Consider the following 282-nt stretch of genomic DNA (forward strand, 5'->3'; position numbering starts at 1 on the left):
GGCGTGATCGTCGCCATGACCCTGGCCGAAGCCGAAGACGCCGTGCGCGACATGCCCGCGGGCAATGCCTTCGGTGATGCCGGCTCGCGCGTAGGGATCGAAGAATTCCTGGACGGCGAAGAAGCCAGATTAATCGTCATGGTCGACGGCAAGAACGTGATGCCAATGGCCACCAGCCAGGACCACAAACGCGTCGGTGACGGCGACACCGGCCCGAACACCGGCGGCATGGGCGGTTACTCCCCTGCACCGGTCGTGACTGCCCAAGAGCACCAGCGGGTC

At 65.2% G+C, this 282-nt stretch carries 1 pseudogene; it reads left to right on the forward strand.

The features are described from left to right. Nucleotides 1-282: pseudogene (locus BK660_RS30325) on the forward strand (phosphoribosylamine--glycine ligase); the annotation flags it as partial.

Source organism: Pseudomonas brassicacearum (assembly GCF_003732265.1).
Lineage (GTDB): Bacteria > Pseudomonadota > Gammaproteobacteria > Pseudomonadales > Pseudomonadaceae > Aquipseudomonas > Aquipseudomonas brassicacearum_D.